Below are 25,574 nucleotides of genomic sequence, written 5' to 3' on the forward strand. Positions count from 1 at the left end.
TCGACGGGCGGCAGGGCGAAACGAACGGCATGAGCGATCCCTTTTCCTTTCTCAGGCGGCTGCTGCGCAACCGTGCGGGCAACACCATCGCGATGATGGCGGCGGCGATGGTGCCACTGATGGGCTTCGCCGGATCGGCGGTCGACATGGCGCGGCTGTACGTCGTCAAGGTCCGGATGCAACAGGCGTGCGACGCCGGCGCGCTTGCCGGGCGAAAGTCGATGACCGACACATCGCTCAGCACCCCGCTCGACACCACCGCGGCGGCCCAGGCGAATGCATTCTTCACCAACAACTTTCGCGCTGGCTGGTATCAGACGACGAACGTTAGCTTCACGCCGGTCAAATCCGTCGACGGCTCTTCGTCCACCGTCGCCAATGCCGTCAGCGCTACCGCCCGGGCGACGGTGCCGATGGCGGTGATGGGGTTCTTTGGGATCGGCGACCGCGATCTTGTGGTGACGTGTCAGGCGCGGTTCGACCTGGCGGACGCCGATGTGATGTTCGTGCTGGACACGACCGGCTCGATGTCGTGCCGGCCCAGCGACCCGACCGGCTGTTCGGGGTCGATCGTGTCCTACACCAGAGGCGATGGCTCGACCGGCTATCACAATACCGAGACCGGTACGTCGGGCAGCAACATGTCGAAGATCGAGGCGTTGCGGCAGTCGGTAGTGCTGTTCGACACGACCATGCGGCAGAACGCCGATCCGACGACCCATTTCCGCTATGGCTTCGTAACCTACTCCTCTGCGGTGAACGTGGGCGGCGTCATTCCGTCGCAATATCTCCAGAACAGTTGGACCTATCAGTCGCGTCACGTGACCGCCGATTACAATTACGGCAACCAGTCCAGCTTCACCGTAACCGGCGTGACACAGACGAGTTGCGTCGCCCAGCGTCTGCCGGCGTCGGGCTATCTGCGGGTCGGACCGACGTGGGGCGCCACCACGACCTGGTCCGATGCGGGCTATTACCAGGCGCGGTCGTACACGGGCGTCAGCTGGTCCGCCGCAAACGGCGGCACCTGCACCGGCAATCAGCAGGCCTTGCGGCCGATGTGGCGCTACGAGCCGGTGACGTACAACACGACCCAGTACCTCGCGCGGAACGTGATCGCGAACCCCAGCCGTCTTGACGGCACGTCGACCCAATGGAACGGCTGCATCGAGGAACTCGACACGTCGCCTTCCAGTTCGTTCAGCGTGACCAGCCTGCCCGACGACCTCAATCCTGACGTCACGCCGACCAATTCCGCAAACCTGTGGCGGCCGGCATGGCCCGATGTGGTCTGGCTGCGTTCCGCCGGCTCGTCCTATCAGGACGTCAAGGACGAGAACGTCAGCGCGTCGGAATCCAGCAACTTCAACACCAACTACAACACGACCTATCGCACCGGCAGCTATGCCCAGTCGCACGGCTTCGCCGCCTGCGGGATGCCGGCGCTGCGGCTGACCGACATGACCCCCTCGGGGCAGGCGCAGGTCGTTCACGACTATGTCTACAATGTTGATTTCCAGCCCTTTGGCGGCACCTATCACGACACCGGCATGATCTGGGGCACCCGGATGATGTCGCCGGATGGAGTCTTCAAGAACGACACCGCGCCGTGGCCGGGGCGTTCGGATCCAACCCGGAACATCATCTTCCTGACTGACGGCGACATGGCGCCGAACGAGCTGATCTATGGTCAGTACGGCGTGGAGCAGTACGACAACCGCATCGGCAGCAACGGCAATGCGACGACGCAGAATGACCGGCACAACGCCCGCTTCCGGATCGAGTGCGACGCGGCCAAGCGCAAGGGCTATGTCATCTACGTCATCGCGCTCGGCACCAGCCTGAACAGTGACCTCAGCTATTGCGCCTCGCCCGGCCAGGCTTTTCAGACCAGCGATCCGCAAACGCTGAAGGACACTTTCAAAGCGATCGCGCAGCGCATCGCGATGCTGCGGCTCACGCAGTGATGCGCGCGCTTCTGCACCGCCTGCGCGGCGACGATCGCGGCGTCACGCTGGTCGAGTTCGCGATCATCGCGCCGACGATGATCCTGCTCATCATGGGCCTGTGCGACTTGACCTATCAGAGCTACGTCCAATCGATCCTGACCGGCGCCATGCAAAAGGCGGGGCGCGACTCGACCATTCAGGGCGCGAGCAATCGCACCGGCACGCTCGACAGCGCGGTCATGGCGACGGTTCGCTCGGTGGCGCAGAACGCGACCTATACCTCGACCCGCAAGAGCTACGCGCAGTTCTCGAATATTGGCCCAGAGCCCTTCCAAGACAACAACAACAACGGCGTTTATGACGCGGCGACCGAATGCTTCACCGATCTGAACGGGAATAACAGTTGGGATGCGGACCCCGGCGCGTCAGGTCAGGGCGGCGCCAACGATGTCGTTCTCTACTCCATGAATGTCACCTATCCGCGGCTGTTTCCGATGGCGGGACTGATGGGCTGGCCGTCCACCGTGACGATCGGCGCGACCACCGTGCTGAAGAACCAGCCCTACGCCAACCAGGCCGCCTACACGCCCAAACAGGTTTGTCCGCCATGATGCTGTCGTCACGCCTGCAGCGCCTTCGCAGCCTCCGGTCCGACACGAGCGGGCTGGCGCTGATGGAGTTCGCGTTTACCTTTCCGATCATCATGGCGATGGGCGGCTATGGCACGGAACTGTCATTCCTGGCGCTCAGCAACTTGCGCGTCAGCCAATATGCGCTCAATCTCGCCGACAATGCATCGCGCGTCGGTGTTCAGGCCAATGCGGGCGTTACGCAACTGCGCGAGTCCGACCTCAACGACGTGCTGCAAGGGACGCGCCGTGAAAGCGATCTGATCAAGCTGACCACCAACGGCCGCGTCATCTTGTCGAGCCTGGAGAATGTGTCGCAGCCCTACGACACCGATCGGGTGCAACGCATTCACTGGCAGCGGTGCCTCGGGATGAAGGGCGCGAGCGGTGCGGACGCCGCCGACTATAACTCCCACTATGATCCGTCACCGACCGTCCACCCCAGCCCGGCTGCGGGCAGCGATGCCACCGCCGCCAACAAGGGCGTCGATGCGCCCGCGGGCATGGGTGAACCGACCCAGAAGGTTAACGCCTATCAGAACTCCGGCGTCATGTTCGTCGAGGTCAACTATCAGTACCGGCCGCTGTTCGGATCGCTGTTCGTCAACCCGCAGGTGATCCGTTACACCGCTTCGTTCATCGTCCGCGACAATCGCGACTTCTCGCGCATCTATAATCCGACGCCTACCGCCACCGCGTCGACCTGCGATCGCTATACGAAGGGGGTCGGCGGCGCGACCACCTAGGCTCGATAACAGACCTTCTTGACCGCGCTCACCACCTTGGCGGCGCTGATCAGCGCCTGCTTCTCCAGGTTCGCGGCATAGGGCAGCGGCACGTCCTCGTCGGTGACGCGCAAAACGGGCGCGTCGAGATCGTCGAACCCCTCCTCCATCACGAACGCTGCCACCTCGCTGGCGATGCCGCAGGTTGGCCAGCCCTCCTCGACGACGACGATGCGGTTGGTCTTGCTGAGGCTCTTGAGCACCGTCCTGCGGTCAAGCGGGCGCAGCGTGCGCAGGTCGATCACCTCCGCCTCGATGCCCCCGTTGGCCAGTTCGTCCGCCGCCTCCAGGCTGAGCCCGACACCGATCGAGTAGCTCACGATCGTGACGTCGCCGCCCTCGCGCATCACCCGCGCCTTGCCGATCGGCAGCACCCAGTCGTCCAGCTTCGGCACCTCGAACGAGCGGCCGTAGAGCAGCTCGTTCTCTAGGAAGACGACGGGATCCTCGGTGCGGATCGCCGCCTTGAGCAGGCCCTTGGCATCTGCCGCATCGTACGGCGCGATCACGATCAGCCCCGGCACGCTGGCATACCACGGTCCATAGTTTTGCGAATGCTGGGCGCCGACCCGCGATGCGGCACCGTTGGGGCCGCGGAACACGATGGGGCAGCGCATCTGCCCACCGCTCATGTAATTGGTCTTCGCGGCCGAGTTCACAACGTGGTCGATCGCCTGCATCGCGAAGTTGAAGGTCATGAACTCGACGATCGGCTTCAGCCCGCCCATCGCCGCGCCCGCGCCGACGCCGGCAAAGCCGTATTCGGTGATCGGCGTGTCGATCACCCGGCGCTCGCCGAACTCGTCCAGCAGGCCCTGCGTCACCTTGTAGGCGCCTTGATACTGTGCGACCTCCTCACCCATCACGAAGACGCGGTCGTCGGCGCGCATCTCCTCCGCCATTGCGTCGCGCAGCGCTTCCCGAACGGTCAGCTTGATCATCTCCGTGCCCGCCGGGACCGCCGGGTCGCTTAACTCGGCGTCATGCTTCGCCGCCTCGAACAACTGCCTGGCACCGGTCTCCACCTTATGCGGCTCGGGGGCACCGCTCTCCGCCGCTTGCTCCTGCTTCTCTGGCTCGGCCGCGGAGTCGTTACCGGCAGGCGCGGTCGCCTCGTCCTCGCCCGCCATCTCCAGGATGACGGTCCCGACCTTCACATTGTCGCTGCCCTCGGCGACCAGGATCTTGCCGACCGTCCCCTCGTCGACCGCCTCGAACTCCATCGTCGCCTTGTCGGTTTCGATCTCGGCGAGGATGTCGCCCGACCTGACCGCATCACCCTCCTTCACCAGCCACTTTGCGAGCGTGCCCTCCTCCATCGTCGGCGACAGCGCGGGCATCTTGATCTGGACGCCCATCAGTAGGACTCCACCAGCACGTCGGTGTAAAGTTCACTGGGCTCCGGCTCGGGCGTCGACTCCGCGAAGTCCGCCGCCTCGTTGACCTCGCGCCGGATGTCGGCCTCGACCTTCTTCAGCTCGTCTTCCTTGACGCCCAGCTCCGCCAGCAGCTTCTTCACATGCTCGATCGGGTCGGACTTCTCGCGCACCGCCTGCACCTCTTCGCGGCTGCGGTATTTGGCGGGGTCGCTCATCGAGTGGCCGCGGTAGCGATAGGTCTTCATCTCCAAGATGATTGGTCCCTTGCCGCTCCTGACCCAGGCGAACGCCGCCTCCGCCGCGCCCCGCGCCGCGAGCACGTCCATCCCGTCGACCTGCAGCCCGGGAATACGGAAGCTCTCACCGCGGCGGTATAGCTGATCCTCCGATGACGCGCGATTGACGCTCGTCCCCATCGCATACTGGTTGTTCTCGATGACGAAGATGACCGGCAGCTTCCACAGCTCGGCCATGTTGAAGCTCTCGTACACCTGCCCTTGGTTTGCCGCGCCGTCACCGAAATAGGCGAGCGCAATGCCGCCATCGCCGCGATATTTGTGCGCGAAGCCGAGCCCGGTGCCCAGCGACACCTGCGCGCCGACGATGCCGTGGCCGCCGTAGAATTTATGCTCGACGCTGAACATGTGCATCGAGCCGCCCTTGCCCTTCGAGATGCCCGAGGCGCGGCCGGTTAGCTCCGCCATCACGTCTTTGGGCGGAATGCCGCAGAGCAGCATGTGGCCATGGTCGCGATAGCCGGTAATGACCGAATCCTTGTCGCTCAGCGCCGACTGCAGCCCCACCGCGACCGCCTCCTGCCCGATATACAGGTGGCAGAAGCCGCCGATCAGACCCAGGCCATAGAGCTGCCCCGCCTTCTCCTCGAAGCGGCGGATCAGCAGCATCTGTTTGTAGAACTCGACCAGCTGCTCCTTCGACGCCTCGAACGGCCTGGGCTCTTCGGGGCGTTCGCGGTTCGGGGCTGGCGGGGCCGCGGACACGCGCGGGGCAGGAGCTTTGGCCAAGGGAATGTCGACCTCCGGAGCGGGAAAGCCCGCCTATAGGCTCCCCAAGGCAAGCTCGGCAACGCCGCGGGTTGCCCTGCCCATCGCCCGCCGCCTAAGGCCGGTCGGGCATGGCCGATGCCCCCCATCCGCTGACGATCGCCGACTTCCGCGCCTATTGGCTGTCGCGCTTCGCCGGCACGGTCGCGATCAGCGCGCAGGGGATCATCATCGGCTGGCAGGTCTATGGCCTGGCGCGCGAGCAGCTCCATTATTCGATCGAACGCGCCGCCTCGATGCTCGGGCTGATCGGCCTGGTCCAGTTCGTGCCGCTATTCCTGCTGACCCCGGTCGTCGGGCTGGCGGCGGACAGTATCGACCGGCGCTGGATCGTGCGCGGCACCACCGCCCTCCTGACGCTCAACGCGCTGCTGCTCGGCGTGCTGACGCGGGCGGGGCACCTCACCCTGCCCTTCCTGTTCCTCGCCGCCGCGTTCGTCGGCGTGGCGCGCGCCTTTTCAGGCCCAGCCTACAGCGCACTCGCCCCCAACCTCGTCCCGCGTGAGAGCCTGCCGACCGCGATCGCGATCTCCACGCTGGCCTGGCAGACCGGCACCATCGCCGGGCCCAGTGTCGGCGGGCTGCTATACGCGATCCATCCCGACGTCGCCTATGCCACGATCGCCGGACTGTTCGTGGTGGCGCTCGGCCTCATCTTCCTGATCGGCCCCGTGCCGCAGCCGCCCGCCCAGGCCGACCTTCACCCGCTCCAGCGCATCGCCGACGGCTTCAGCTATGTCCGCCACAACCGGCTGGTGCTGGCGACCATCACGCTCGACCTCTTCGTGGTGCTGCTCGCCGGCGCGACCGCGCTGCTGCCGATCTATGCGCGTGACATCCTCCACGTCGGCGCGCGCGGGCTCGGCTTCCTCGCCGCCGCGATGGGGATCGGCGCGGCGGCGGCGTCGCTGTGGTTCTCGATCCGGCCGATGCGTACCAATGTTGGAGTCAAGATGCTGTGGGCGGTCGCGCTGTTCGCAGTCGCGATCCTGACCTTCGGCGTGTCGCGTAATTTCGCGCTCAGCTTCGCGGCACTGGTCGTTGCGGGGGCGGCCGACATGGTGTCGGTCTATGTCCGCAGCTCGCTGATCCAGCTCCACACGCCCGACGCGATGCGCGGCCGGGTCGGCGCGGTGTCGCAGCTTACCATTTCCGCCTCCAACGAGCTTGGCGAGGCGGAGAGCGGCCTCCTCGCCTCGCTGCTCGGGCCGGTCGGCGCGGTGGTGTTCGGCGGTATCGGCGCGCTCGTCATCACTTTCGGCTGGTCGCGCCTCTTTCCAGAGCTGCGCCGCGCCACCACCTTCGATCCGCCCGTCAATGATTTTCCCGCACCTAACGGAGTTGCCCAGCCATGAAGGCCACCACCGTCCTCGATACGATCGGCAACACGCCGCACATCCGCCTCCAGCGGCTGTTCCCGGGGTCAGAGGTCTGGATCAAATCGGAGCGGTCGAACCCCGGCGGCTCGATCAAGGACCGTATCGCGCTCGCCATGATCGAGGCGGCGGAGGCGTCGGGCGAACTCAAGCCCGGCGGCACCATCGTCGAGCCGACCAGCGGCAACACCGGCGTGGGGCTGGCGATGGTCGCTGCGGTCAAGGGCTACAAGCTCGTGCTCGTGATGCCGGAGAGCATGTCGCTCGAACGCCGCCGCCTGATGCTGGCATACGGCGCGACCTTCGACCTGACCCCGCGCGAGAAGGGGATGAAGGGCGCGATCGAGCGCGCCAAGCAGATCCTGGCGGAACAGCCCGGCAGCTGGATGCCGCAGCAGTTCGAGAATCCGGCCAACATCGACGTTCATGTCCGCACGACCGCGCAGGAAATCCTCAGCGACTTCCGCGACGCGCCGATCGACGTGCTCATCACCGGCGTCGGCACCGGCGGCCACATCACCGGCGTCGCCGAGGTGCTGAAAAAGGAATGGCCGCACCTGAAGGTGTTCGCGGTCGAGCCGTCGCTGTCGCCGGTGATTGCGGGCGGCCAGCCTGGCCCGCATCCAATCCAGGGCATCGGCGCGGGCTTCGTGCCCGCCAACCTCCATCCGGACCTGCTCGACGGGGTGATCGACGTCGACGCCAACGTCGCGAAGGACATGGCGCGGCGTTCGGCGAGTGAGGAGGGGCTGCTCGTCGGCATCTCGTCGGGCGCGACGCTCGCCGCGATCCTGCAGAAGCTGCCCGACCTGCCCGACAACGCCCGCGTGCTGGGGTTCAACTACGATACCGGCGAGCGGTATCTGTCGGTGCCCGACTTCCTGCCTGAGGCGTGATCGCGGCGGAGGCACTCGTTCGCCGAACGGGGGCGCGGCTGTCCGCTTTCCTCGTGCTCATCGCCGCCCTGGCGATCGGCGTGCCGCTGCTCCTCATCCGCTACGGTCCCGTCGTCCGCGCCGCCCCGCACCGCCCCGCGCCCGCCCTTCCCCCCCAGCGCGTCGTCCCGGCGGTCGAGGTGCCCCCGGTCGAGCCGGTCCAGCTGGTCGACCTCGCCCCGGCGGACGCGCGCGCCTACAACGCCTCGGTCCCGTTCGTCGCGGGCGGCGTCGTGGCGGCGCGCCCCTATCGCTTCACCGGCGGCGACGCCGACCGTGCCCGCGCGGTCGACTGTCTCGCCGCGGCGGTGATCTACGAGGCGGGCGACGACGCCTCCGGCGAACGCGCCGTCGCGCAGGTCGTGCTCAACCGGCTGCGCCACCCCGCCTATCCCAAGACCGTCTGCGGCGTGGTCTTCCAGGGATCGGAGCGGACCACGGGGTGTCAGTTCACCTTCGCCTGCGACGGTGCGCTGACCCGCTGGAGCCCCGCGGCCGGCAGGTGGGCGCGCGGGCAGACGGTCGCGGCGGCGGCGCTGAACGGCGCGGTCGACCGCCGCGTCGGCCTCGCGACGCATTACCACACCGACTATGTCGTGCCTTACTGGCAGTCGAGCCTTGACAAGATCGCCGCGGTCGGCGCGCACCTCTTCTTCCGCTGGACCGGCTGGTGGGGCACCCCAGCCGCGTTCCGCGATCCCGGTCCGATCGCCGAGCCTGCGATCGCAAAGCTGGCGGCGCTGTCCGACGTCCACCGCGCTGCGTCCGCCGAACCGGCGCAGCCGACCGATCTCCTCGGCGCGCCGGCCGCCACCGGGGGGCTGCAGCCGGTCGCGGGCGACCCGAACAGCTTCCTCGTTACCCTGCCGCCGCGCCTGTCGCCCAGCCTCTACCCGCAGCTCGCCGCCCGCGCCTGCGCCGATCGGCCGCAGTGCAAGTTCTCCGCCTGGGCCGACGCAGGCCGGACGCCGCGTACCCTCCCTCTCGCCGCCGAACAGGTGGCGACGATGACCTTTGCCTATCTCCGCGACCGGCCGGCGGGGCTGGAACGGACGCTGTGGAACTGCCGGCAATCGCCGCGCCTCAGCCGGACCGACTGCATGAAGGTGCAGGTGCTGAGCCCGCCTGCCGAGACGCCCGCCCCCGCGCCGCTTCCGCTCGCGACCGCCACCCCGCGCGGCCCGGCCGAACTGACCGGCGTCCACCGGCGCGGGGCGTCACCCGCGGTCGCACCTGCCCCAGCCGACACGTCGCGGCCTTGACGGAAAATCCTGTCCTACACGCGGGTCGCTACGCTATGGTCGCCGGGTTCCTTGACAGCGTCGCCCCGCCGTCGTTTCGCCTGCGCAACAAGTAGAGGCGGATGATGCTTCTAGCCTCTACTTAGCCTCTACTTCCGCGCTCACGCCGCCAGGAACAGCGCCGGCGGCAGCGCCATGACGGCGTCCGCACCGCCCTCGATCTCACGGCGCAGCGACGCGGTGCGCGGCAACAGCCGCTCGCCATAGAAGCGCGCGGTGACGAGCTTCGCGTCGAGGAACGCCGCATCCTCACCGTCCGCCGCCTTCAGCCGCACTGCCGCCGCGGCCATGTCCAGCCACATCGCCCCCGTCGCGACCAGGCCCAGCAGGTGCATGTACGGGACCGCGCCCGCCCCGACATGCTCCGGGTTCTTCATGCCGTTGGCCAGGAACCACAAGGTCGCGCTCTGCAGGTCGCCCAGCGCCTCCTTCAACTGCGCGGCATAGGCGGCCACCGCTGCATCCGCCGGCGCGTCCGCCAGCTTGCGCGTCACCAGCGTCATGAACGCCTGGATCGCCCGCCCGCCATGCTGCGCCAGCTTGCGTCCGACGAGGTCCATCGCCTGGACGCCATTGGTCCCCTCGTAGATCATCGCGATCCGCGCATCGCGGACATATTGCTCCATCCCCCATTCGGCGATGTAGCCGTGGCCGCCAAAAACCTGCTGCATGTCGGTCGCGATCCGGTACCCCATGTCGGTTCCGAAACCCTTGATGACCGGAGTCAGCAGCCCGATCAGGTCCGCCGCCGTCTGCCGCTCGCTGTCGTCGACCGCCTTATGCTCCAGATCGACCTGTAATGCTCCCCACAGGCACAGCGCGCGGAGCCCTTCCGTCAGCGCCTTCGCCTCCATCAGCATACGGCGGACATCGGGATGGACTAGCAGCGGGTCTGCCTTCTCCGCCGGTTCCCTGGCGCCGGTCAGCGCCCTACCCTGCCGCCGGTCGCGCGCATAGGCGACCCCGTTCTGATAGGCGACCTCGGCAACGCCCAGCCCCTGCAGCCCGACGCCCAGCCGCGCCGCGTTCATCATCACGAACATGGCGGTCAGGCCCCTCATCTCCTCGCCAACCAGCCAGCCGGTCGCCCCGTCATAGTTCATCACGCAGGTCGAGTTGGCGTGGATGCCCATCTTGTGCTCGATCGAACCGCAACTGACCGCGTTGCGCGCACCTAGCGATCCGTCACCCTCGACCATGATCTTGGGCACGACGAACAGGCTGATGCCCTTGGACGAGTCCGGCGCGCCAGGCGTCTTGGCGAGGACCAGATGGATGATGTTCTCGGTCAGGTCGTGCTCGCCCGAGGAGATGAAGATCTTCGTCCCCGTGATCGCCCACGACCCGTCCGCCTGCGGCTCCGCGCGGGTGCGGATCAGGCCCAGATCGGTACCGCATTGCGGTTCGGTCAGGTTCATCGTCCCGCCCCACTCGCCCGAAACCAGCTTGGGCAGGTAGGTCGCCTTCTGCTCGGGCGACCCCGCCGCGGTCAGCGCCGCGATCGCGCCGTGGGTCAGGCCGGGATACATGGCGAACGCCATGTTGCTGGCGATCATATATTCCTGAAACGCGGTCGAGATGACATGCGGCATCCCCTGTCCGCCGTAATCGGGATGGTTGCCAAGCGTCGCCCAGCCGCTCTCGACGAACTGCCGGTATGCGTCCTTGAACCCGGCGGGCGTGGTGACGCTGCCGTCCGGGTGGCGGGTGCAGCCCTCCTGATCGCCCGAATGGTTGAGCGGGAACAGCACCTCGGCGACGAAGCGGCCGCCCTCCTCCAGCACCGCGTCGACGACGTCGGGCGTCGCGCCCTCGAAGCCCGGCTGGCCGGCGTGGCCTTGCAGCCCGACAATATGCTCCAGCACGAAGCGGGTGTCGCGGACGGGCGGCGTGTAGGTCGGCATGAGCTTATCCCTGGTCCAGATCGCGGCCGGCCTCGAGCACGGCGACGAAGTCGTTGAGTTCCGCGACGGCGGCGTCGATGTCCTGCTTCTGCCGGACGAGCGATCCGATCCGCTCGCGGCCGCGCTCGATCGCGACCGCACGCTGGTGCCGGCGGCCATCGCCCACATCGTACAGGTCGATCATCTCGCGGATCGCGGACAGGCTGAACCCGACCCGCTTGCCGCGCAGGATCCAGGCGAGGCGCGCGCGGTCGCGGTGCGAATAGATGCGCGCGGTGCCGCGGCGCTCGGGCGCGATCAACCCTTCGTCCTCGTAAAAGCGGAGCGCGCGGGCGGTGACGCCGAACTCGGCCGACAGGTCGGTGATCGAGAAGCTGACGCGGTCCGGCCGCGGCGGCACCACGGCAAAGGCTGGAGCGCTGGCGGCGGAGTCCGGCATGGCGCAGCGGCTAGACCCGCTTGACGTTAACGTCAACCACCGCACAGCAAGTGCCCGTCGGCACCGCGCACGGCCTGGGCCTCCGACGCCGCGCCGCTCAGCCGCTCGACGGTGAGCGCGGTGAGCGACGCCCGGCCGGTGCAATAACGGTCGCACGCGGCGGGCAGCTCGGCGGGAAAGCCGATCCGGTCGCCCTCGAACCGCGCTTCGAACCGGCAGTCGCCGAAACTGATCCGCAATCGATCGCCGCGCCGTTCCGCGTTGCCCGACGCGCCACATCGCTGGCCGTCGCCATAATCGACCGACACCCCAAAGCGCAGGCTGCCGGCCGCCGGCGCGACGCAGAGCCGGTCGCTGTCGTTGGCCCAGCTGCCGACCGGCGAACTGGCGGCGGGATCGCTCACTAGCCCCCGCGCGCGCGCCGCTGCCTCCAGCCGCGATCCAGGTGTCGCCGCCGCGGGCTGCGGTTGCGTCTGGTGACAGGCTGCGAGCGGCAGGAGCAGCGCGAGCCGCTTCACGCCACCGGTACGAGCGCGTCGCCCTCCACTCGCCGGTAGAAGCACGAGGTTGCCCCGGTATGGCAGGCCGGCCCGGCAGCGTCGCAGATCAGCCACAGCGCGTCCTGGTCGCAATCGATCCGTATCTCCTCCACGCGCAGGAAGTTGCCCGACGTCTCGCCCTTGCGCCACAGCCGCCCGCGCGACCGCGACCAGAAGGTCGCCTTGCCGCCTGTCCGTGTCGCGGCGAGCGCCTCGGCATTCATGTGCGCGACCATCAGCACGGCACCGGCTCGGTCGGTAACGACGGCGGTCACCAGGCCCGCCGCATCCCATTTGGGATCCAGCACTGTCGAGGTCTCGCGAGGATCGGCCATCCCCGCGCCCTAGCCCAACCGGCCAGGCGGGCCTATAGGGACGCCGCACGGAGCCGCCCCCCGCCATGCTGACGACCCATCCCTATGACGACGATAAGCTGCGCGAGGAGTGCGGCATCTTCGGCGCGTCGGGCAGCGACTCGGCGGCGGCGCTGGTCGCGCTCGGCCTCCACGCGCTTCAGCACCGCGGGCAGGAGGCAGCGGGGATCACCTCGTTCGACGGACGCTCCTTCCACACCCATCGCGCGATGGGGCATGTCGCGGGCAATTTCGATCGCGACGAGGTGATCCGCGCGCTGCCGGGCGATGTCGCCGCGGGACACGTCCGCTATTCGACGACAGGCGAGGCAGTGCTGCGCAACGTCCAGCCACTCTATGCCGAGCTGGCGTCGGGCGGCTTCGCGATCAGCCACAACGGCAACATCTCCAACGCGCAGCGGCTGCGCAAGGAGCTCGTCCGGCGCGGGTCGATCTTCCAGTCGACCAGCGATACCGAGACGATCATCCACCTCGTCGCGACGTCGAGCTACCGTACGCTGCTCGACCGTTTCATCGATGCGCTGAAGCAGGTCGAGGGCGCCTATTCGCTGATCGTGATGACGCCGGAGGGGATGATCGCCTGCCGCGATCCACTCGGCATCAGGCCGCTGGTGATGGGGCGGCTGGGCGACGCCGTCATCTTCGCCAGCGAGACGGTGGCGCTCGACGTCGTCGGCGCGACGTTCGAGCGTGCGGTGCAGCCGGGCGAGCTGGTGATCGTCCAGAACGAGCAGATCCGCTCGATCCGGCCGTTCGCGCCGATGAGCCCGCGGCCGTGCATCTTCGAATGGGTCTATTTCAGCCGCCCCGATTCGATCGTCGACGATCGGTCGATCTACGACGTGCGCAAGCGGATCGGCGCCGAGCTGGCGCATGAGGCGCCGGTCGAGGCGGACCTGGTGATCCCCGTGCCCGACTCCGGCGTGCCCGCCGCGATCGGCTATGCGCAGGCGTCGGGCATCCCGTTCGAACTGGGCATCATCCGCTCGCACTATGTCGGGCGCACCTTCATCCAGCCGGGCGACGGCGTCCGCCATTTGGGCGTCAAGCTGAAGCACAACGCCAACCGTGCGCTCATCAAGGGCAAGCGCGTCGTCCTGATCGACGATTCGATCGTCCGTGGGACGACCAGCCTCAAGATCGTCCAGATGATGCGTGACGCAGGCGCCAAGGAGGTGCACATGCGCATCGCCAGTCCTCCGACCCGGCACAGCTGCTTCTACGGCGTCGACACCCCCGAGCGCGCCAAGCTGCTCGCCGCCAAGCACGATGTTGGCGGCATGACGACCTTTATCCATGCCGACAGCCTGGCGTTCGTGTCGATCGACGGGCTGTACAAGGCGCTGGGCGAGCAGGGCCGCGCGGCGATCCGGCCGAAGCACTGCGACGCCTGCTTCACTGGCGATTATCCGACGACGCTGACCGATCAGGACGAGGCATCGGACGTCGACCAGTTCGCGCTGCTGGCCGAGCGGGTGAACTAGCCGGGGTTGACCCGGCGTGGCGCTTCGCCTTCGACTGCGGCATGAACAAGCCTCTCAACCATCAGATCGCCGTCGTGACCGGCGCGAGCCGCGGGATCGGCGCCGCGATCGCCGAGGCGCTGGCGGCGCGCGGCGCGCATGTGGTGCTAACCGCGCGCACCGCGAAGGACCTGGAGGCGGTGGAACAGCGCATCTTCGACGCCGGCGGCGCGGCGACGATCGCGCCGCTCGACCTGACGGAAGCGGACGCGATCGCCAAGCTTGCCGCTGCGGTGGAGGGTCGCTGGAATGCCCTCGACCTGCTCGTGCTCAACGCCGCGACGCTGGGCAGCCTGGGTGCGGTGCCCGCCATCGACCCGCCGGAGATGGCGCGCGTCCTGACCCTCAACGTCAGCGCGCAGGCGGCGCTGATCGCGGCGTTCGACCCGATGCTGCGCCGGGCCAAGGCGGGCAAGGTGATCGGGCTGACCTCCTCGGTCGGACGCAACCCGCGCGCCTATTGGGGACTGTACGGCGCATCCAAGGCGGCGTTCGAGACGCTGCTCGCGGCCTATGGCGACGAACTGGCGGCGATCAGCCGGGTGCGGACCGCGATCGTAGACCCCGGCGCGACCCGCACGGTGATGCGCGCCCGCGCCTATCCCGGCGAGGACCCGGCGATCGTCAAGGAGCCCGCGGTGGTGGGCGAGCACATCGCGGCGCTGGCGGTGGCGGGGTTCGAGGACGGGCACCGCGAGCGGGTGGGGTGATCCTGACGGGTGGCGGCCCGTCATCCCTTCACTAGCGTCACCTGGTGTACGTCGATGCCGCCGCCGCGGAAGCCGCCCTCGCAATACATCAGGTAATAGCGCCACAGGTCGCGAAAGGTCGCGTCCAGGCGGAGGGGAATGCGACCCTCCGCATCCGCCGTGTCGAATGACCGCCGCCAGCGACGCAGCGTCTCCGCGTAATCGAGGCCGAAGCGGTGCTCGTCGGTCCAGCTCAGTCCACGCGCCTCGGCGAGCGCGCGGAAGCGGCTCGCCGACAGCAGCATGCCGCCCGGAAAGACGTAGCGCTGGATGAAATCGACGCTCTCCGCATAGCGCTCGAACACGTCGTCGGCGATCGAGATGAACTGGAGCGCCGCGCGCCCACCGGGATTGAGCACGCGCGCCACCGTATCGAGATAAGCGGGCCAGAACTGCCGCCCTACCGCCTCGACCATTTCGATCGAGACGACCGCGTCATAGCGCCCGGTCTCATCCCGGTAATCGGTCAGCGCTACGGAAACCGAGGGCATATTTTCTGCGTCGACATAGGCCTTTTGTTCACTCGACAGGGTTACGCCGTGGACAGCGATCTCCTCCTCCGCAGCGATCTCCGCGAACGAACCCCAGCCGCAGCCGATCTCGAGAATCCTGTCCCCTCCCTTCGCACCGGTGCGGGCCAACATCGCGCGCAGCTTGCGGTGCTGCGCGACGAAGAGCGGTTCGCCGGGGCGATTGGGATCAAACAGCGCGCTCGAATAGGTCAGGCTGTCGTCCAACCATTCGCGGTAGAAGTCGTTGCCCAGGTCGTAATGAGCTTCGATATTCCGCCGCGCCCGCGCGGGGGTGTTGCGGCGGAGCCAGTGCCAGGCACGGGCGGCGAGCCGGACTGGGCCGCCGGAGCGCGCGACGCGGCCGAGCGGGATACGGTTGCGCATGAACAGGTCGAACAGCGGCACCGGATCGGGGCTCGACCAGTCGCCGTCGCGCCAGCCGCGAAACCAGCCGATCGATCCGGCCGTGGCGAGGCGGGCCAGCGCGCGCCAGCGATGGATCGCGACGATCGGCAGCGGCCCGGGCGCGCGGCCGCCGAGCAGGCGGCGGGTGCCGTCGGGAAGCGTCGCGTCGATCCCGCCTTGTTCAAGCCCGGCGTCGATGCGGTCGAGGATGCGATGAAATGGGTAGCCGACGAGGCCCGCGAATCGGTGTTGTCCATGTTGACCCCACCCGTGGTTTGCCGCGGCCGCCGGATACAACGGCTTGTGGTCGACGGCCGTCGACGGACGGTCGATTGCGGCATCGGAAAGGATGGGGCGGCTCGTCACGGCGGCGGCTATGGCATGGGGGAAGGCTTGTAGGACAGCATCTCGAGGCTGGCGGTTATCACGTGAGCAAATCACGTAACGTCGAACGGGCTTGGCGTCGGCCGTGTTCGCCGGTCCCGCGCCCAGCTTCGCCGCTCGCGTCCCGGCATCACACCAGATGCGGTTCCTTCTCGACCTGCCAGGTCTGCCCCTGGCTCAACAGCTTCTGCAGGTCGGGCTTCCTGCCCGCGGCCGCGGCAGCGTTCTGTTCGACCACGGCGCTGTCGAAGGTCGGGGCGGGATCGTCGTAGAGGACGCCCAGCGCCATCGGGAAGTCGCCGAACGGCATCTCGACCAGCATGTGCGCGAGGCCGCGGTTGGTCTGGTCGTGGACCGCCACCGCCGGATCGTCGGCCGCGACCACCTTCAGCTTGAGCGTCGCTGTGTCGAGCGCGAGGCCCTTCGTGCCGCCCGCGAAGGTCAGCGGCTTTCCGTGCTCGACCCAGAGCTGGTTCTGGTCCGCGCCCTGCTTCTTGTCAGTGAAGGCAGCGAACACGTCGTCATTGTAGACGATGCAGTTCTGGAAGATTTCCACGAACGCCGCGCCGCGATGCGCATAGGCGGCCTTGAGCACGCCGACGAGGTTCTTGTGGACGTCGATGCCACGCGCGACGAACCGCGCGCCGCTGCCGAGCGCAAAGGCGCACGGGTTCGCGGGACGGTCGACCGAGCCGAGCGGGGTGGAGGGCGAGCGGGTGCCGACGCGCGAGGTGGGCGAGTATTGCCCCTTGGTCAGCCCGTAGATCTCGTTGTTGAAGAGCAGGAACTGACAGTTCAGGTTGCGCCGCAGCAGGTGCATCGTGTGGTTGCCGCCGATCGACAGCGCGTCGCCGTCGCCGGTGATGATCCACACGTCGAGCTCGGGATTGGCGAGCTTCACCCCCGTCGCCACCGCCGGCGCGCGGCCGTGGATGGTGTGGAAGCCATAGGTCTCCATGTAATAAGGGAAGCGCGACGAGCAACCGATGCCGGATACGAACACCGTGTTCTCCGGCCGCGCACCGAGATCGGGCATGGTCCGCTGCACCGCCTTCAGGATAGCGTAGTCGCCGCACCCAGGGCACCAGCGGACCTCCTGGTCGGTCTCCCAATCCTTGGGCTTGGTCAGGAAGGGGGTCATGTCGTTCATAAGATTTGCCTGTGTTCAATTTGCTGAAATAGTATCGCCGTTCAGTTCCAAGTCGGTGATTTTTCCGCTGTGGTCCACTTCGCAAGATAACGACACGGTCGGGTTGCCAGGTATAGATCCTTTGGCCCACCAAAGATCAGCACCGAAATCTGACAATGAGCTACGGGCTTGGTATTCGGCGAGCGGTAGATTCATGACCCGGACCAACGGCGCATTTTTTAGAGCACGTACACAACTTCTTTCCGTTTGGGCTACAAGTGGCGACGGACCATCAAGGGCGAAGCCTTGAGGTGCGGAACTATCATTATGTCCGCTGCAAGTGGACAGCAGCGGAACTGCAAACGCTAAAGGAACAAGCTTCACGGATTGACCGCAGCGATGCTCGGCAGCTCGGTCCGGTCCGCCGCCACCTCGCCGCCGCCGTGGCCGCCCAGCGCCGCGTCGATTGCGGCCTCGATCTCCGCGATGCGGAAGGGCTGGCCGCTGACCTTGTTGAGCGGCTTGGCGTCGACGAGGAACTGGTCGCGGAGCACCGTCTTGAGCTGGCCGGTGTTCATCTCCGGCACGAGGATCGCGTCGTAACCCTTCAGCAACGCTCCCAGATTGGCGGGCATCGGCCAGATGTGACGGATGTGGATGTGCGCGACGTCGCGGCCCGCCCGGCGCGCGCGGCGGACGGCCTGATGGATCGGCCCGAAGGTGGAGCCCCAGCCGACCACCGCCAGCCTGCCGCTCGTCTCGCCCAGCTCGACCTGCTGGTCGGGCACCACCACGCCCGCCACCTTGTCGCGGCGGGTGTCGGTCATCTCCTGATGGTTGGCGGGGCTGTAGTCGATATTGCCGGTGCCCTGCTTCTTCTCGATCCCGCCGATGCGGTGGAGCAGCCCGGGCGTGCCCGGCTTGGCCCAGGGCCGCGCGAGCTTGTTATCGCGCGCGTAGGGATGGAAGCCCTCACCCGTGTCGGTCGCGAACCGCACCGGGAACGGCGCGTAGGTGCTCACGTCGGGCACCTTCCACGGTTCGGCGGCGTTGGCGATATAGCCGTCGGTCAGGATCATCACCGGCGTCATGTACTGGGTCGCGATCCGCACCGCCTCGATCGCGACGTCGAAACAGTCCGCCGCCGAGCGCGTCGCCAGCACCGGCATCGGCGCGTCGCCGTTTCTGCCGTACACCGCCTGATAGAGGTCCGACTGTTCGGTCTTGGTGGGCAGACCGGTCGACGGCCCGCCGCGCTGCGAGTTGACGATCACGAGCGGCAGCTCGGTCATGATCGCCAGCCCCATCGCCTCGCCTTTCAGCGCGATGCCGGGGCCGGACGAGGAGGTGACGCCGAGCTGGCCCGCATAGGACGCGCCGATCGCCGATGCGATGGCGGCGATCTCGTCCTCCGCCTGGAAGGTGGTGACGCCGAACTCCTTCAGCCGCGACAGGCTGTGCAGGATCGCGGACGCGGGCGTGATCGGATAGCCGCCGAAGAACATCGGCAGCCCGGCCAGCTGCGCGCCCGCGACAAGCCCCAGGCTGATCGCGTCGGCGCCGGTGACGGTGCGGTACAGCCCGGCCTCGACCGCGGCGGCGGGGATTGAATGCTGCTTGAGCGGGCCGGACAGCTCCGCCGTCTCGCCATAGGCGTGACCCGCGTTCAATGCCGCGATGTTCGCCTCCGCCAGCACCGGCAGCTTGGCGAACTTGGCCTTGAGCCAGTCGACGATCGGCTGGCGGTCGCGGTCGAACATCCACAGCGACAGCCCCAGCGTCCACATGTTCTTGCAGCGCAGCGCCTCCTTGTTGCCGAGGCCGAACGGCTTCACGGCATCGAGCGTCAGCTGCGAGATGTTGAACGACAGGAGCTGCCACCGCGACAGGCTGCCGTCGGTCAGCGGGTTGGCGTCGTACTTCGCCTTGGCCAGATTGCGGTCGGTAAACTCGCCCTCGTCGGCGATGATGAGGCCGCCGGGGCGGAGCGCGTCGACGTTCACCTTCAGCCCCGCGGGGTTCATCGCGACGAGGACGTCGGGCTGGTCGCCCGCGGTCTCGATCTCGGTCGAGCCGAAGTTGATCTGGAAGGCGGAGACGCCGAACAGCGTCCCCTGCGGCGCGCGGATCTCGGCAGGGAAGTCCGGGAAGGTGGCGAGGTCGTTGCCCGCCAGCGCGGTCGACAGGGTGAACTGCCCGCCGGTCAGCTGCATGCCGTCGCCGGAATCGCCGGCGAAGCGGACGACGACGGATTCGGGCGCGGGATGGGCAGCGGCTTCGGCGGGGGTCACTTCGTGGATGGCTGTTGCCATGCGGCGTTCCTCTTCACTGCCGGTTCTCTAAGCCCGGGATGGCCGCGGGGCCAAGTAGAAAGGCTTGTCGTCGCCCAGCGTCAGGATCGCGGCGACGTGGCGCTCGGCAATCTCCAGCGGGTCATGACCGTAACCGCCACCGACGGTGCTCGCAAAGGGGACGCCGCGTTCGCGCAGCAGCCGGGCGACCGTGCGATCTCGGCTGATCAGGCCGTCGCGGCTGAGCGCCAGGCGGCCAAGGCCGTCTCCGGCATACGGATCGACGCCTGCCTGGTAGAGGACGAGCTGCGGCGCAAGATCGTCGAGCAGCGGCGTCAGCGTGCGCTCCAGCGTGGCCAGATCCTCGTCGTCCTCCACTCCATCAGCGAGCGGCACATCAAGCGTAGAGCGCGCTTTGCGGACGGGGAAGTTCTTCTCCGCATGAATCGAGTAGGTCGCGATCTCGGGCCGCCCCGCCAGCAGCGCGGCGGTGCCGTCGCCCTGATGCACGTCGCAGTCGACGATCAGCAGCCGGTCGACCGTGCCTTCCGCGATCAGCCGGTGCGCGGCGATTGCGAGATCGTTGAAAACGCAGAACCCCGCGCCGGTGTCCGCCAGCGCATGATGCGAGCCGCCCGCGCTGTTCGCCGCGAAGCCGTGCTCCAGGGCCAGTAAAGCGGCGAGCCACGTTCCGCCCGGCACCGCCTGCGCCCGCGCCGCGACCATGGGCGTGACGGGAAAGCCGATGCGCCGCTCCTTTGCGCGCGGCACCGTGGCGGCGAGGACCTCGGCGACATAGGCGGCGTCGTGCACCGCTTCGAGCCACACTGCCGGCATCGGCTCTGGGGTATGCCAATCGATCCGATCGCCTTGCGCCAGCAGCAGGTCGCGGATCATCCCGTTCTTGTTCCACTTGTACGTGGACCGCGTCGGCGCGGCAGCGACATAGTCGGGATGGTGGACGACATGGATCACCGCGGCAGGCGATACGACACGCGCCGACGGCGTGTAACCCGTTCTCTTGGGCTTCGACGGGTTGTTGGCCGGCGCTGTCGATGGCACGTGTGGCGCGCGGGCGGGAGCGCGCGGCGAGCGGGGAAGAACCGTGAATGATACCGTACAGGATGCTTCGCGTGTCCGGCGCTGATCCCGCGGGCGGCCCCGAACCCGCCAATGGTCGGGCGTCGCTGGGATGGCTGATGCGGGGGTGGCGCGGCCTCGTGGTCAGCGGAGCTTTGCTGCTCGGGATATGCTATGTCGCGATGGGAGAGATCAACGATTTCGCGCTGGCGCTTACGGCGTTCCTTCTGATCATCGCCGCCGGGTTCGAATATATTCCGCGGTTGAGCGCGCGGGCGGTGGCGGAGGGGATAGACCCCAAGCCCGCCTATTCACGGTGGGAGGGGTGCCTCGGCGCGATCTGGCTGCTGTCGATCCCGTTCGCGCCGCTGTTGTGCTGGTTCGTGTTCCAGACCGTCGACGTCAACCAGGCGAGCTGGCACGCCCTGTTCTGGATGCGGGTCGTTCTGTGCATCGTCGTGCCGGCGGTCTGCGTGTTGCCGCTGCTGCGCTACCTCAAACGTGGCTACGTCGCCGTTCAGTTGGCGGTGCTGGCGATCGGCACGGGGTTTCCCGCCCTGACCGCGATCGGCGCGGCGCACGACCTGATCGTTGGGCCAGTGTGGCAGGCGGTGGCGGTCGAGCGCGTGGGCACCTTCCTGCACATGAACCGCGGCCATGGCGATGTCGAGGACAGCGACGAGATCATGCTGGCGGACCGGCGGAAACTCAGGCGCGCACACGACGTGGGGCTGGACCCCGGCCCCGCCGAGCTGCTGATCCTGACCGGGACCGGGCGGATCATCGCCGCGCGTGGACAGTAGGGGACCTGGCGAGAGGCGGTGGACGACCCCGATCCCACCGCATAGTTAGGCGGCAAGCGCATCAGCGCCACGAGAGGAGCCGAGCCGATGAACGACATGACCCCGGACCCGCAGCTCAAGCCTGCCGCCGCGCCCTATGTCCGCCCCGACGTGCGGCAGTTCCTCGCCTATCTGAACGCGCTGCCCGGGCCCAAGACGCACGAGATCGGCGCGGCCGCGGCGCGCGAGATGTACCGTGCCATGAAGGATATCGCCGACCCGCCGATCGGCGCGCTGGCGGTGATCAAGGACCTGACCATCCCCGGCCCGGCAGGCGGCATCCCGGCGCGGCTGTTCGATGCGCGCGAGCGGCGCGAGCCGGGCCCGGCGGTGGTGTTCTTCCACGGCGGCGGTTTCGTCATCGGCGATCTCGACACCCACGCCAGCTTCACCGCCGAGGCAGCCCGGGTGCTCGACCTGCCGGTGATCGCGGTCGATTATCGCCTCGCTCCCGAAGCCGCCTGGCCCGCCGCGCCCGACGATTCGGAAGCGGCGGCGCGCTGGGTGGCGGGTAGCCCGGCCGAGCTGGGGCGCAGCGTCACCGGGCTGGTGCTGATGGGCGACAGCGCGGGCGGCAACCTGACCGCGGTCGTGGCGATGGACCTGCGCGACCGGCCCGCCGCCGTGCCGGTGCTGGTGCAGGCGCCGATCTATCCGGCGACCGATCTGGGCGGCAGCTATCCGTCGTTCGAGCAGTTCGCGGAAGGGCATCTGCTGACCCGCGACTCGATGAACTGGTTCGCCGACTGCTACGCAGCCGACCTGCAGCACCAGCGCGCGTCGCCGCTGTTGTACGGCCTGGCCGGCATGCCGCCCGCGGTGATCGTCACCGCCAGCCTCGACCCGATCCGCGACCAGGGTCGCGCCTATGCCGCAGCACTGGTGAAGGCGGGCGTACCGGTCACCTTCCGCGAGGCGGTGGGTAACGTCCACGGCTTCATCACGCTGCGCCAGGCGACGCCTTCCAGTGCGGGCGACGTGGCAGGGTATCTGGCCACGGTGAAGGCGGCGGTCGTCGAGGCGGAGGGCGCGCGAGTGATGCGGCAGGCAGCAGGCGCTTGAAATCCTCCCCGGCACGGGGAGGTCGCGCGCGCGCAGCGCGTGACGGCGGGGACCCGCCTCACGCGCATGGCTCGCGGCGTCCCCCCTCCACCACCGGCTGCGCCGGCGGTCTCCCTCCCCGTGCCGGGGAAGCATGATGGCTGTCGACCCCACCGCCCTCTCCTATCGCCCCTGCGCGGGCGCGATGATCGTCAACCGCGACGGCCGCGTCTTCGTCGGGCAGCGGATCGATACCGTGCTGGAGGCGTGGCAGATGCCGCAGGGGGGGATCGACCCCGGCGAGGACGCGCAGGCCGCGGCGGTGCGGGAAGTCGGCGAGGAGACGGGGATCGCGCCAGCGCATCTCGACCTGCTCGCACGAGCGCCAGGCGAGTTTTTCTATGATCTGCCGCCCGAGCTGATCGGCAAGGTCTGGAAGGGCAAGTGGCGCGGGCAGCGGCAGCGCTGGTTCCTGTTCCGGTTCCTCGGCGCGGACGGTGACGTCAACATCGCCACGGCGGAGCCGGAGTTCCGCGCCTGGCGCTGGGTCGATCCCGCCGGCCTTCCCGCGTTGATCGTGCCGTTCAAGCAGCAGCTGTATCGCGAAATACTGGCGGCGTTCGCGGATCACCTATGACGCCGACGTCCAGTTTCGTCGTCCGCGCGGCGACCGATGACGACCTTCAGCCACTATACGAGATGGCGAAGCTGACCGGGGGCGGGTTCACCAACCTGCCGCCCGACCGCCGGGCGCTCCGCGCCAAGCTGGACCGCAGCCGTGCGGCCCTTGCGCGCGACTCCGACGAGTTGGAGGACGAGCTGTTCGTGCTGGTGCTGGAGAATGGCGCTACCGGCGAAGTGCGTGGCACCTGTCAGCTGTTCACCGAGGTCGGCCGGCGGCACCCCTTCTATTCCTACCGGCTCGGCATGCTGACGCAGCACAGCACCAAGCTGGACCGCACCTTTCGCGCCGAGATGCTGTCGCTGACCACCGACCTGGAGGGGAGCTGCGAGGTCGGCGGGCTGTTCCTCCATCCGGGAGAGCGCGCGGGCGGGCTGGGACTGTTGCTGGCGCGCGCGCGCTACCTGTTCATCCGCGCGCACCGGCCGCGTTTCGCCGACCGCATCCTGGCGGAGCTGCGCGGGATCATCGACGAGGCGGGGGGCTCGCCCTTCTGGGACGGGCTGGCGGGGCGGTTCTTCGGCATGAACTTTCAGGATGCCGACCAGTTCAATGCGGTCCACGGGCACCAGTTCATCGCCGACCTGATGCCCAAGCATCCGATCTATACCGCGATGCTGAGCGAGACCGCGCGCGCGGTGATCGGCCTGCCCCATCCATCGGGCCGCGCGGCGATGCGGATGCTGGAAACCGAAGGGTTCAGGTTCGAGCGTTACGTCGACATCTTCGATGGCGGACCGACGATGACGACGCGCACCGATGCGGTGCGGTCGGTCGCAGAGGCGAAGCATGTCGCGGTGGCGGCGGTCGAATATGATGGCGGCGGGGTCGAGTCGCTTGTCGCAAGCGGCAATCTGGCCAGCTTTCGCTGCGCATATGGCAGGGTCAAAGCAGCCAATGACGGCGTTGTGGTGTCGGCGGCCGGCGCAGCCGCGGTCGGCGTCGCGCCCGGCGATGCGGTCTGGCACGTGGCGCGGCTGTGGCCCTGATCGAGGTCAATTTCGACGGGATCGTCGGGCCCACGCACAATTATGCGGGGCTGAGCCTCGGCAACCTGGCGGCGGCGCAGAATGCCGGCGCGCCGTCGCATCCGCGGGCGGCGGCGTTGCAGGGCATCGCTAAGATGCGCGCGAACCTGCGGCTTGGGCTGGCGCAGGGCATTCTGCTGCCACATCGACGGCCTAACCGGGAGTGGCTGGCGACGCTCGGGACCGAACCGGCCACGGCTGGACAGCTTTGGTCCGCCGCCAGCTCGGCCTCCGTAATGTGGGCTGCGAACGCGGCGACCGTCTCGCCTGCGCCTGATACCGCCGACGGCCGCTGCCACCTGACCGTCGCAAACCTCGTCACCATGCCGCACCGCAGCCATGAATGGCCTGAGACGCTGCGCCAGCTGCAGCTCGCCTTCGCCCATCCCGGCTTCGCGGTGCACGGCGCGGTGCCGCCGCCGTTCGGCGACGAGGGCGCGGCCAACCACATGCGGTTGTGCGAGCGGCACGAGGCGGCGGGGGTGGAGGTGTTCGTCTATGGCGTGGGCGGGGGTGCGTTCCCCGCCCGCCAGCACCGCGTCGCGTCCGAGGCGGTCGCGCGGCGGCATGGCGTCACCGCGCTGTTCGCACAGCAATCCCCGGCGGCGATCGCAGCGGGCGCGTTCCACAATGACGTGGTCGCGGTCGCCAACGAGCACGTCCTGCTCACGCATGAACAGGCGTTCGCCGATCCCGCACGGCTCTATGCCGCGCTGCGCGCGCGACTGCCCGGCGTCGAGATCATCGAGGTGCCCGCCAGCGCCGTCAGCCTGGCGGATGCGGTCGCCAGCTATCTCTTCAACGCGCAGCTCGTGACGCTGCCGGGAAGCGGCGGCATGGCCCTGATCCTGCCGTCCGAGGCGCAGACGCACGCGCGGGTCTGGCGCTGGCTGGAGGCGCTGGCCGCGGGCAACGGCCCGATCCGGCGGCTGGTCCCCGTCGACGTCCGCGAATCGATGGCGAACGGCGGCGGCCCGGCCTGCCTGCGGCTGCGCGTCGTCTGCGATCCCGCTACCGTCGACCCGCGCTTCCTGGCCGACGAGGCGAAGCTCGGTCTGATCGCGGCGGCGGTGAGCGCGCACTGGCCCGAGCGGGTCGACGCGGCGGCCCATGCGGCGCTGGGCGACTGGCCCGCGGCGGAGGCGGCGCGGCGGGCGCTGCTGGCGGCGCTGGACCTGCTCGAGCTGGCCTGATGTTCACGACCGCTGACGTGTCGGATTAACTTACAGGTAAC

At 68.2% G+C, this 25,574-nt stretch carries 24 protein-coding genes; 13 read left to right on the forward strand and 11 right to left on the reverse strand.

Annotated elements, in window-relative coordinates:
- Positions 1-29: 29 nt before the first annotated feature.
- The 3 genes from ACP2AD_RS09880 to ACP2AD_RS09890 are packed head-to-tail and all read left to right on the forward strand — an operon-like array spanning position 30 to position 3,324.
- A complete protein-coding gene (locus ACP2AD_RS09880) occupies positions 30-1,967 on the forward strand; it encodes a pilus assembly protein TadG-related protein (protein WP_425229894.1) in 1,938 nt (645 codons plus the stop codon).
- A complete protein-coding gene (locus ACP2AD_RS09885) occupies positions 1,967-2,560 on the forward strand; it encodes a TadE/TadG family type IV pilus assembly protein (RefSeq protein ID WP_425229895.1) in 594 nt (197 codons plus the stop codon). Before ACP2AD_RS09880 ends, ACP2AD_RS09885 begins: the two co-directional genes overlap by 1 nt.
- Positions 2,560-3,324, forward strand: coding sequence for a TadE/TadG family type IV pilus assembly protein (locus ACP2AD_RS09890; protein ID WP_425229896.1), 765 nt, complete (start codon positions 2,560-2,562; stop codon positions 3,322-3,324). Before ACP2AD_RS09885 ends, ACP2AD_RS09890 begins: the two co-directional genes overlap by 1 nt.
- On the opposite strand, the gene ACP2AD_RS09895 is transcribed toward ACP2AD_RS09890, so the two are convergent.
- Both ACP2AD_RS09895 and pdhA read right to left on the reverse strand, forming a co-directional pair.
- Positions 3,321-4,721, reverse strand: a complete 1,401-nt coding sequence (locus ACP2AD_RS09895) for a pyruvate dehydrogenase complex E1 component subunit beta (RefSeq protein ID WP_425229897.1) — start codon at positions 4,719-4,721, stop codon at positions 3,321-3,323. The genes ACP2AD_RS09890 and ACP2AD_RS09895 overlap by 4 nt on opposite strands.
- Positions 4,721-5,767, reverse strand: coding sequence for a pyruvate dehydrogenase (acetyl-transferring) E1 component subunit alpha (gene pdhA / locus ACP2AD_RS09900; RefSeq protein WP_425229898.1), 1,047 nt, complete (start codon positions 5,765-5,767; stop codon positions 4,721-4,723). The genes ACP2AD_RS09895 and pdhA overlap by 1 nt, the downstream gene beginning before the upstream one ends.
- 110 nt (positions 5,768-5,877) lie before the next feature.
- Between pdhA and ACP2AD_RS09905 the strand changes: the two genes are divergently transcribed.
- The 3 genes from ACP2AD_RS09905 to ACP2AD_RS09915 are packed head-to-tail and all read left to right on the forward strand — an operon-like array spanning position 5,878 to position 9,379.
- Positions 5,878-7,161, forward strand: a complete 1,284-nt coding sequence (locus ACP2AD_RS09905) for an MFS transporter (RefSeq protein ID WP_425229899.1) — start codon at positions 5,878-5,880, stop codon at positions 7,159-7,161.
- A complete protein-coding gene (gene cysK / locus ACP2AD_RS09910; RefSeq protein ID WP_425229900.1) occupies positions 7,158-8,078 on the forward strand; it encodes a cysteine synthase A in 921 nt (306 codons plus the stop codon). The genes ACP2AD_RS09905 and cysK overlap by 4 nt, the downstream gene beginning before the upstream one ends.
- Positions 8,079-8,131: 53 nt before the next feature.
- Positions 8,132-9,379: a cell wall hydrolase gene (locus tag ACP2AD_RS09915; protein ID WP_425229901.1), complete on the forward strand. Its 1,248-nt coding sequence runs from the start codon at positions 8,132-8,134 to the stop codon at positions 9,377-9,379.
- Between the two features lie 140 nt (positions 9,380-9,519).
- Here the strand turns inward: ACP2AD_RS09915 and ACP2AD_RS09920 are convergent, their stop codons facing one another.
- The 4 genes from ACP2AD_RS09920 to hisI are packed head-to-tail and all read right to left on the reverse strand — an operon-like array spanning position 9,520 to position 12,635.
- A complete protein-coding gene (locus ACP2AD_RS09920) occupies positions 9,520-11,322 on the reverse strand; it encodes an acyl-CoA dehydrogenase C-terminal domain-containing protein (RefSeq protein WP_425229902.1) in 1,803 nt (600 codons plus the stop codon).
- A 4-nt stretch (positions 11,323-11,326) separates the two neighbouring features.
- The gene (locus ACP2AD_RS09925; RefSeq protein ID WP_425229903.1) at positions 11,327-11,761 is read right to left on the reverse strand and encodes a MerR family transcriptional regulator; all 435 of its coding nucleotides are present in this window, start codon (positions 11,759-11,761) and stop codon (positions 11,327-11,329) included.
- Positions 11,762-11,793: 32 nt separating this feature from the next.
- Positions 11,794-12,279, reverse strand: a complete 486-nt coding sequence (locus ACP2AD_RS09930; RefSeq protein ID WP_425229904.1) for a hypothetical protein — start codon at positions 12,277-12,279, stop codon at positions 11,794-11,796.
- Entirely contained in the window at positions 12,276-12,635 is a 360-nt protein-coding gene (gene hisI / locus ACP2AD_RS09935) for a phosphoribosyl-AMP cyclohydrolase (RefSeq protein WP_425229905.1), read from the reverse strand. Before hisI ends, ACP2AD_RS09930 begins: the two co-directional genes overlap by 4 nt.
- 65 nt (positions 12,636-12,700) lie before the next feature.
- Between hisI and purF the strand changes: the two genes are divergently transcribed.
- Both purF and ACP2AD_RS09945 read left to right on the forward strand, forming a co-directional pair.
- Positions 12,701-14,158 carry an amidophosphoribosyltransferase gene (gene purF / locus ACP2AD_RS09940; protein WP_425229906.1) on the forward strand — a complete coding sequence of 486 codons (1,458 nt, stop codon included), beginning with the start codon at positions 12,701-12,703 and terminating at the stop codon, positions 14,156-14,158.
- Positions 14,159-14,199: 41 nt separating this feature from the next.
- On the forward strand, positions 14,200-14,907 hold the full coding sequence (locus ACP2AD_RS09945; RefSeq protein WP_425229907.1) for an SDR family NAD(P)-dependent oxidoreductase: 708 nt from the start codon (positions 14,200-14,202) through the stop codon (positions 14,905-14,907).
- A 20-nt stretch (positions 14,908-14,927) separates the two neighbouring features.
- On the opposite strand, the gene ACP2AD_RS09950 is transcribed toward ACP2AD_RS09945, so the two are convergent.
- The 5 genes from ACP2AD_RS09950 to ACP2AD_RS09970 all read right to left on the reverse strand — a co-directional run bounded on the left by ACP2AD_RS09950 (position 14,928) and on the right by ACP2AD_RS09970 (position 20,642).
- The gene (locus ACP2AD_RS09950; RefSeq protein WP_425231146.1) at positions 14,928-16,160 is read right to left on the reverse strand and encodes a class I SAM-dependent methyltransferase; all 1,233 of its coding nucleotides are present in this window, start codon (positions 16,158-16,160) and stop codon (positions 14,928-14,930) included.
- 217 nt (positions 16,161-16,377) lie between these two features.
- Entirely contained in the window at positions 16,378-17,397 is a 1,020-nt protein-coding gene (locus ACP2AD_RS09955; RefSeq protein ID WP_425229908.1) for a 2-oxoacid:ferredoxin oxidoreductase subunit beta, read from the reverse strand.
- Between the two features lie 15 nt (positions 17,398-17,412).
- Positions 17,413-17,760, reverse strand: coding sequence for a hypothetical protein (locus tag ACP2AD_RS09960; protein WP_425229909.1), 348 nt, complete (start codon positions 17,758-17,760; stop codon positions 17,413-17,415).
- On the reverse strand, positions 17,757-19,688 hold the full coding sequence (locus ACP2AD_RS09965; protein ID WP_425229910.1) for a 2-oxoacid:acceptor oxidoreductase subunit alpha: 1,932 nt from the start codon (positions 19,686-19,688) through the stop codon (positions 17,757-17,759). Before ACP2AD_RS09965 ends, ACP2AD_RS09960 begins: the two co-directional genes overlap by 4 nt.
- 27 nt (positions 19,689-19,715) lie before the next feature.
- Entirely contained in the window at positions 19,716-20,642 is a 927-nt protein-coding gene (locus ACP2AD_RS09970; protein WP_425231147.1) for a histone deacetylase family protein, read from the reverse strand.
- A 158-nt stretch (positions 20,643-20,800) separates the two neighbouring features.
- Between ACP2AD_RS09970 and ACP2AD_RS09975 the strand changes: the two genes are divergently transcribed.
- The 5 genes from ACP2AD_RS09975 to ACP2AD_RS09995 all read left to right on the forward strand — a co-directional run bounded on the left by ACP2AD_RS09975 (position 20,801) and on the right by ACP2AD_RS09995 (position 25,533).
- Positions 20,801-21,550 (forward strand): hypothetical protein, encoded by a 750-nt coding sequence (locus ACP2AD_RS09975; RefSeq protein WP_425229911.1) that lies wholly within the window; start codon positions 20,801-20,803, stop codon positions 21,548-21,550.
- A gap of 87 nt (positions 21,551-21,637) precedes the next feature.
- Positions 21,638-22,651, forward strand: a complete 1,014-nt coding sequence (locus tag ACP2AD_RS09980) for an alpha/beta hydrolase (protein ID WP_425229912.1) — start codon at positions 21,638-21,640, stop codon at positions 22,649-22,651.
- Between the two features lie 133 nt (positions 22,652-22,784).
- Positions 22,785-23,267: an RNA pyrophosphohydrolase gene (locus ACP2AD_RS09985; RefSeq protein WP_425229913.1), complete on the forward strand. Its 483-nt coding sequence runs from the start codon at positions 22,785-22,787 to the stop codon at positions 23,265-23,267.
- On the forward strand, positions 23,264-24,301 hold the full coding sequence (locus ACP2AD_RS09990) for an arginine N-succinyltransferase (RefSeq protein ID WP_425229914.1): 1,038 nt from the start codon (positions 23,264-23,266) through the stop codon (positions 24,299-24,301). The genes ACP2AD_RS09985 and ACP2AD_RS09990 overlap by 4 nt, the downstream gene beginning before the upstream one ends.
- Positions 24,292-25,533, forward strand: a complete 1,242-nt coding sequence (locus tag ACP2AD_RS09995; RefSeq protein WP_425229915.1) for an N-succinylarginine dihydrolase — start codon at positions 24,292-24,294, stop codon at positions 25,531-25,533. The genes ACP2AD_RS09990 and ACP2AD_RS09995 overlap by 10 nt, the downstream gene beginning before the upstream one ends.
- The last annotated feature ends 41 nt before the right edge of the window (positions 25,534-25,574 follow it).

Source organism: Sphingomonas sp. (assembly GCF_965248875.1).
Taxonomy (GTDB): Bacteria; Pseudomonadota; Alphaproteobacteria; order Sphingomonadales; family Sphingomonadaceae; genus Sphingomonas.

Excerpts from the sequence above, each read along its gene's own strand:
- ACP2AD_RS09945 (WP_425229907.1), top strand. The coding sequence starts at position 14,200 with ATGAACAAGCCTCTCAACCATCAGATCGCCGTCGTGACCGGCGCGAGC.
- ACP2AD_RS09925 (WP_425229903.1), bottom strand. The coding sequence starts at position 11,761 with ATGCCGGACTCCGCCGCCAGCGCTCCAGCCTTTGCCGTGGTGCCGCCG.
- ACP2AD_RS09895 (WP_425229897.1), bottom strand. The coding sequence starts at position 4,721 with ATGGGCGTCCAGATCAAGATGCCCGCGCTGTCGCCGACGATGGAGGAG.
- ACP2AD_RS09905 (WP_425229899.1), top strand. The coding sequence starts at position 5,878 with ATGGCCGATGCCCCCCATCCGCTGACGATCGCCGACTTCCGCGCCTAT.
- ACP2AD_RS09965 (WP_425229910.1), bottom strand. The coding sequence starts at position 19,688 with ATGGCAACAGCCATCCACGAAGTGACCCCCGCCGAAGCCGCTGCCCAT.
- ACP2AD_RS09985 (WP_425229913.1), top strand. The coding sequence starts at position 22,785 with ATGATGGCTGTCGACCCCACCGCCCTCTCCTATCGCCCCTGCGCGGGC.
- ACP2AD_RS09980 (WP_425229912.1), top strand. The coding sequence starts at position 21,638 with ATGAACGACATGACCCCGGACCCGCAGCTCAAGCCTGCCGCCGCGCCC.
- ACP2AD_RS09990 (WP_425229914.1), top strand. The coding sequence starts at position 23,264 with ATGACGCCGACGTCCAGTTTCGTCGTCCGCGCGGCGACCGATGACGAC.
- ACP2AD_RS09880 (WP_425229894.1), top strand. The coding sequence starts at position 30 with ATGAGCGATCCCTTTTCCTTTCTCAGGCGGCTGCTGCGCAACCGTGCG.
- ACP2AD_RS09955 (WP_425229908.1), bottom strand. The coding sequence starts at position 17,397 with ATGAACGACATGACCCCCTTCCTGACCAAGCCCAAGGATTGGGAGACC.
- cysK (WP_425229900.1), top strand. The coding sequence starts at position 7,158 with ATGAAGGCCACCACCGTCCTCGATACGATCGGCAACACGCCGCACATC.
- ACP2AD_RS09920 (WP_425229902.1), bottom strand. The coding sequence starts at position 11,322 with ATGCCGACCTACACGCCGCCCGTCCGCGACACCCGCTTCGTGCTGGAG.
- ACP2AD_RS09890 (WP_425229896.1), top strand. The coding sequence starts at position 2,560 with ATGCTGTCGTCACGCCTGCAGCGCCTTCGCAGCCTCCGGTCCGACACG.
- hisI (WP_425229905.1), bottom strand. The coding sequence starts at position 12,635 with ATGGCCGATCCTCGCGAGACCTCGACAGTGCTGGATCCCAAATGGGAT.
- ACP2AD_RS09885 (WP_425229895.1), top strand. The coding sequence starts at position 1,967 with ATGCGCGCGCTTCTGCACCGCCTGCGCGGCGACGATCGCGGCGTCACG.
- purF (WP_425229906.1), top strand. The coding sequence starts at position 12,701 with ATGCTGACGACCCATCCCTATGACGACGATAAGCTGCGCGAGGAGTGC.